The sequence below is a fragment of the Providencia sp. NPDC089933 genome (genome assembly GCF_049545585.1).
In the GTDB taxonomy this organism is placed as follows: domain Bacteria; phylum Pseudomonadota; class Gammaproteobacteria; order Enterobacterales; family Enterobacteriaceae; genus Providencia; species Providencia huashanensis.
The window spans coordinates 112421-118776 of sequence record NZ_JBMWDT010000004.1; the positions used below are offsets into that span (position 1 = coordinate 112421).

Below are 6356 nucleotides of genomic sequence, written 5' to 3' on the forward strand. Positions count from 1 at the left end.
AATAATAAAACTTATTTAGTTTGAACGCCTTCAACAGAAATCAGCAGTTGTGCTTCTTGAGATTTAGGCCCTAAATCAGATTTAATATTAAATTCTTTCAATTTAATATTACCTTGAGCTTCAAAACCTGCGCGATATCCACCCCATGGGTCTTTACCTTCACCCATCAGTTTTGCATCTAAGGTAATTGGTTTTGTCACACCATTTAAAGTAAAATCACCTGTAATTTTATAAGTTTCACCGTCTTTTTTCACTTCTGTTGAAACGAATTTCGCTTCAGGGAATTTAGCTGCATTTAAAAAGTCTGCGCTGCGTAAATGCTTATCACGCTCTGCATGGTTAGTATCAATGCTTCCCGTTTTAATCGTGACTTCTACTTTATCTTTTGATGGGTCTTTTGCATCATAAGTGAAATTGCCATCGAAATCTTTAAAGCTACCATATACCCAGCTATATCCTAAATGCTGAATACGGAATTCAATAAACGCATGTTGGCCTTGCTTATCAAATTGATATGTTTCTGCTAATGCAGAACCTGCGGTTAAAAATAAAGCACCAGTAGCCAGACCAAGAACCGTTTTCTTCAACATAATTATCTCCACGTTACTTATCGGGATTAAAACCCAACATTCTTTTTAATGTAATATCACGATCAAAAAAGTGATGTTTAAAAGCAGCAAAAGCATGTAAAACTGACAATAAAACTACAGCCCAAGCTAAATATAAGTGAATTTCACCTGCGGTATCCGCTTGTGTTGCAGCGCCAGTAAATATTGCGGGTACTTCAAACCAGCCAAATACACTAATAGGCTGTCCATCAGCAGTCGAAATTAAATAACCGCTAATCAAAATACTGAATAAAATAATATAAATCAGCACCTGTGCAATCAAAGAGCTTGCTCTCGTTAATTTGCTATAACTTGCTAATGGTTTCGGTGGGGGAGAAATAAATCGCCAAATCACACGAAATGCCATAACAATAAATAATAATATTCCTATACTCTTATGTATCTCAGGAGCTTGGTGGTACCAACTGTCATAATATCCCAGTGTCACCATCCATAAACCTAAAGCAAACATTCCATATACGACTATTGCGACCAACCAATGCACGAGCAACGAGATATGCCCATAACGGGTTGCACTATTTTTCCATTGCATGATAAAAAAACCATTTAGAGGTGAAGGTGATATCGTATTAACTAAGCCGTAGTAATCATAAGGTGAAACTAATATTATTCCTATCCCTAAGTTAAACAAATAATTTGTTGTAGATATTCAAATACAATCAACATAATTAAAAATAGTTTACTATTTTGTTTTGTCTATATTTAATAGTAAAAGTTGAATAAAGATTCTTCCAGTTTTGTAAACAGTCGTAACTGGATAATTATATTTCCATTTTGGTTAATTTCAATTTGTTCTACCTTATAGCAAATAGATATAACCTTTTCTCATAAAAATAAAATTTGTCGGTCAGGCATTTTCCTTTTACATTGGTATTCTCCATTTTTACATTTTTAATTAACTAGCAGGTTAGACTCTATGTATAAACTTTGGATAGCGAATAAAAATTACTCTTCGTGGTCTTTACGTCCTTGGGTTTTATTAAAAGTATTGCAAATCCCGTTTGAAGAAAATCTGTGTTTTTTTGAAAATGGTAAAAGTAGCCATAACAAATTTAGTCGTTTCTCCCCAACGGGCTTAGTACCTTGTTTAGTTGATGACAAACTCACTGTTTGGGATTCTCTCGCTATTTGTGAATACATCGCTGAAACGCCCCCTCAAGTATGGCCAAAAGATAACAAAGCAAGAGCTTGGGCTCGCAGCGCTAGTGCAGAAATGCATTCTGGGTTTACTTATCTACGCCAACAATGCCCAATGAATGTTGCGCTCAAAGCAACTACAGCGACGATTTCTTCCGAATTACAAACGGACCTAAACCGCCTTCAGCAATTATGGCAAGATGGGTTGAATCAATTCGGCGGGCCATGGCTTGCGGGCAATGAGTTTAGCGTTGTTGATGCTTTCTTCGCACCTGTAGCCTTTCGCATCCGTAGCTATCAGTTACCAATAAGCCCAGCAGCACAACATTGGGTAGCCCGCGTTTTAGATTTACCGGCAATGAAAGAATGGCACGAAGCAAGTCTACATGAACCGAATATCGACCACTAACCGATAAGATAGGGGCGCTTAGTTGTATTGCCCCCTAATTTATTGATTAGGAAAAAATCACCTGCACGAACATCAAAATTAAATATTAACCAATCTGATTAATATTCAAGCCATTACCCCTATTTTATAAATAAAAGATTACAATCTTTCATCCCAAGGGTTAGCAGTCATTACATCGCCAGTAGGAGTATGTAATGTAACTTGGTCGTTTTTAAACCATTCCGCTAACGAAAAGCCCCCTTTTGGGGTTTCAATGTGAATATCAATTGGGCAATACGGGGTATTTGCTTTAATGGCGAATTCGGCAAAATCTTCTTTTTGTTGAGGAGTTGAACAACGAATAACTACATCAAGGTCGCAGTCAGATAACATACTTTGAATATCGGTTGCCAAGGTATAGGCACAACTCCCCGTGACGCCCCACTGCCAAGGCCATTTATCCTGTGAGATTATCCATAACACCTGGACAGGTGGTAACGCGATAAACATAGAGCGTTGTAATTCAACTGAATTTGCTACCAAAGACTCTACATTCATAATATGGGTTATCGCTGATTTCTCAATTTGAGTCGTGACGCGTTGATGCGGTTTAATTCCCCGAATTGCGACCGTCAATTTATTATTGTCCGCTTTATCTCTATAAACGGTCAGTGGCAGCTTACTATTCCACTGTGAGGCAACCCATTCAGGAAGCGATTCTACCGCAACATCATTATCATTGCCGACCCAAACAAAATCATGCGGATTAATTATTTGCATTTTATTACCTTTATGATTGCTATGAATGCTCCTTCTATTATGCCTTTTTTACTGTATAAAAACAGAATTTACCTTTTAACCATGAATATCGTGCCATTAATTAACAATCTAGCCAGATATTGTTTTCTATCCTTGAAACATCAATGAGATTGCTATCTAATTACCTTAATAATTAATAAGTTAAGCTTCTATTTATGAGCGTCGTATTATGAGAAACATCCCTGCTATTTACGATGGGTTCCTTTTTACCAGCTGCATGTTGTTTAGTGCAGTCGCGGCCTATCTGATTTTAGATGCGCAAGCAGCTATGTGGGCAGCATTTTCCACACTTTATTCTTTTAATCTGTTCAATGCTGCAAAAGAGTATAAAAATTATGCCTATACCGCTTTTTGGCTATTGATGATTTTAGTCGCCATATTTATAGGTGATACCCTGCGATTAAGCATGGCGTTTTATGTTTATCTCTTCGTGTTTTCTTTTATTTATTATCAGTTATATGGCACTGACCCTGTGATGGATTTAACCATGAAATTTATGATTATCATGTCAACCATAGGGACAATTTTACCTGATATTTCTAGAAGCTTAGCGTTGGGCTTTATTATTGGAAGCGGTGTTACTTTAGTAACTTACTATACCTTAAGCCACAAAATGACACGACATAGCATTATTACCGGTGCACTGGTTGAGAAAAATTTATTCACATTACATAAGAATATTATCCCGCGTTCCATGACTTATGCTGTGGGGCTTTTATTAACATTAGCCATTCCTAGAATGCTCGACCTAGGTCATTTTTATTGGACATTGCTCACATTTGTATTTGTTTTACACCCCAAAACTAAGGGTATCATTCATATTACAGGGCAACGCGTTTTAGGGAGCCTTATTTCCGTACTTTTACTGTACCTTTTATTTAACACCCCTCTGATGCCTTATATTGGCTTATTTGCAATGGTGGTGTTCGCATTTCTCATGCCTATGAGCTTTCATCATGGCTACACTTTCATGACTTTTGTCGTTACCAGTTTAATTTTATCCGTTCTTGAACAAGTCATTTATTGGCGACACCCTACCTATGAATTATTATTTGACCGAGTCTTAGAGACCGCCTTAGGAGGTGCTATCGCTATTATGACAAGTGTTATTTTAAAATTATTCAGGCAAGAAAAATAACTAAGGGGAATAAATCCTCAAAAAACAAGCATTGTTAAGTTTTGTCGAATCTCTAGGGTACTTCACGAAATAAAAACTAACTAGATTACGTAATGAATAAGTCTGTTCTATACTTTGATAAGGATAAAAAACACTCAAGTCAGTAATTTTGGGATCATTATTGATGCATTTCACATTCAAGTAACGCGAGGCTCAAAATGAAAATATCCATCATTGGCGCAACAGGGTTTGTGGGTAAGGCCATCGTAGCTGAGGCGTTACTCCGTCATCATCAAGTCACGGCTATTTCTCGTCACAGCAACCAATTGTCTCAACATGCGTATTTAATTACCGCATCTGGTGATATCACCGATGTTGCTTGGCTAACCTCTCGGCTCAAAGGGCAAGATGTCGTCATTAGTGCTTTTAATGGTGGCTGGCAAAACCCAAATTTATATCAAGATACCGTGGCAGGTAACCAAGCGATTTTACAAGCTGTACAAAAATCAATGGTAAAACGGTTTATCGTTGTCGGTGGTGCGGGGAGTTTAAAAACCTCTTCAGGTGTTGATTTAATTGATTCTCCTAATTTCCCAACTGAAATAAAACCTGGGGCTCAAGCCATGAGGGAACTCAAAAGCCACTTACAATCTATCGATTCTCTTGATTGGACCTATGTTTCCCCTGCTGCGGTACTTGAACCAGGAGAAAGAACCGAAACATTCCGTTTAGGTGGGAGCCAGTTACTCATGAATGGCCAACACCCCGCAAAGATTTCCGTTGAAGATCTCGCTGTCGCCATCCTTGATGAAGCTGAACATGCACAATTTATTCGCCAACAGTTTACCGTTGCATATTAAATTAAATAAAAAAGCCGGTAACTATATACTTACCGGCAAAATTGATAACAGATTTGGTGTTTACTTAACTTAATTCACGTATAACTTTCACTTACTTTTCACGATGTTTTGCTGCATAAATCTCACTATTAACCCAATTGTGGTCTTTTTCCCACGTAAATAACCATTTACGTGTTGGGCCAGCCATCACATTAAGGTAATAGTTGTCATAACCTGCCATTGTTGCCATTGGGTGATACCCTTTTGGCACCATAACCACATCTTTGTTATACACCGCCATACACTCATCTAATTCACGATCATCTGTATAAACACGCTGCATACAAAAACCTTGAGATGGATTTAATCGGTGATAATAGGTTTCTTCCAAATACGTTTCATTTGGCTCGTTATCAGTATCATGCTTGTGGCTTGGATAGGAACTAGTACAGCCTTCATCCGTATAAACTTCCACCACTAACAAGCTATCTGCCGCTTTATCATCGGGTAAAATATTATGTACATAGCGTTTATTGTTGCCATAACCCCGTTGCTCTGCCCCAATATCATCAGGGCCAATTAAGCGAGTTGGGTAAGTGCCCTTTCCTTTTGCACTGCAAACTGCGAGTTCCAATGCTGTTTCAGCTTTAACTTCAGCAAACTCTTGGGCTGTGACATAAACTGCATATGGTTTTTTACGTTCAAAAGGGTCCATGCGGTCGCCAATATTATCAAATGTTTGATTTGGCGTTTTAATCGTCGCTTTACCTGCCACTAGCACTAAGCACATTTCATTTTCACAAGCGGGTAAAGAAATCGACTCACCTTGTTTTAATTCATAAACATCAAAGTGAACATATCCCCAGTTAGCGATTTTCGGAGTGATATGCTGAGTTCGCTTATGTGCATCTGGAGCATGATATTTCGACAGTAATTTTGACATAATTTTCCTCTGACACTTTAAGATTGCCTACTAACACCTGCAATCTGTTTTATTGACCTGTGGCCATCACTCAAAATACAGCCATCTAACTTTTTAATTCTTTTGAGCCTTTCGCTCTAAATACACTAAATAGTTCAGTTTGTGGCTAGGCGGCAAACAAGAGCAACGCAGGGAGCATACATAAGTATGTGACCTGTGTGGTCGAGTCCAACCACCAACACCTCAGAACCTCAGACTGAAATTAATATCTAATCGTCTAAATAGTTCAGTTTGTGGCTAGGCGGCAAACAAGAGCATCGCAGGGAGCATACATAAGTATGTGACCTGTGTGGTCGAGTCCAACCACCAACACCTCAGAGCCTCAGACTGAAATATAATGCCTAATCGTCTAAATAGTTCAGTTTGTGGCTAGGCGGCAAACAAGAGCAACGCAGGGAGCATACATAAGTATGTGACCTGTGTGGTCGAGTCCAACCACCAACAC

Annotated in this window: 7 protein-coding genes; 3 read left to right on the forward strand and 4 right to left on the reverse strand. The window is 38.4% G+C overall.

The genetic code is table 11. From position 1 onward, the window contains the following. Window positions 1-11: 11 nt before the first annotated feature. Together ACPEH5_RS07685 and ACPEH5_RS07690 are read right to left on the reverse strand one after the other, a co-directional pair. Complete coding sequence (locus tag ACPEH5_RS07685; protein WP_042845172.1) at window positions 12-590, reverse strand: YceI family protein; 579 nt, start codon at window positions 588-590, stop codon at window positions 12-14. 13 nt (window positions 591-603) lie between these two features. Further along, the gene (locus ACPEH5_RS07690) at window positions 604-1161 is read right to left on the reverse strand and encodes a cytochrome b (RefSeq protein ID WP_042845173.1); all 558 of its coding nucleotides are present in this window, start codon (window positions 1159-1161) and stop codon (window positions 604-606) included. Between the two features lie 384 nt (window positions 1162-1545). On the opposite strand from ACPEH5_RS07690, the gene ACPEH5_RS07695 reads away from it, so the two are divergent. Then, window positions 1546-2175, forward strand: a complete 630-nt coding sequence (locus tag ACPEH5_RS07695) for a glutathione S-transferase family protein (RefSeq protein WP_281110428.1) — start codon at window positions 1546-1548, stop codon at window positions 2173-2175. 138 nt (window positions 2176-2313) lie between these two features. Here ACPEH5_RS07695 and ACPEH5_RS07700 read toward each other — a convergent pair whose 3' ends face one another. After that, complete coding sequence (locus ACPEH5_RS07700; protein ID WP_042845176.1) at window positions 2314-2934, reverse strand: malonate decarboxylase holo-ACP synthase; 621 nt, start codon at window positions 2932-2934, stop codon at window positions 2314-2316. 208 nt (window positions 2935-3142) lie between these two features. Between ACPEH5_RS07700 and ACPEH5_RS07705 the strand changes: the two genes are divergently transcribed. Both ACPEH5_RS07705 and ACPEH5_RS07710 read left to right on the forward strand, forming a co-directional pair. Continuing rightward, the gene (locus ACPEH5_RS07705; RefSeq protein ID WP_042845178.1) at window positions 3143-4111 is read left to right on the forward strand and encodes an FUSC family protein; all 969 of its coding nucleotides are present in this window, start codon (window positions 3143-3145) and stop codon (window positions 4109-4111) included. Between the two features lie 197 nt (window positions 4112-4308). Next, window positions 4309-4950 carry an NAD(P)-dependent oxidoreductase gene (locus ACPEH5_RS07710; protein ID WP_048607963.1) on the forward strand — a complete coding sequence of 214 codons (642 nt, stop codon included), beginning with the start codon at window positions 4309-4311 and terminating at the stop codon, window positions 4948-4950. 91 nt (window positions 4951-5041) lie between these two features. Here the strand turns inward: ACPEH5_RS07710 and iolB are convergent, their stop codons facing one another. Beyond that, window positions 5042-5872, reverse strand: a complete 831-nt coding sequence (gene iolB / locus ACPEH5_RS07715; RefSeq protein ID WP_042845181.1) for a 5-deoxy-glucuronate isomerase — start codon at window positions 5870-5872, stop codon at window positions 5042-5044. Between the last annotated feature and the right edge of the window lie 484 nt (window positions 5873-6356).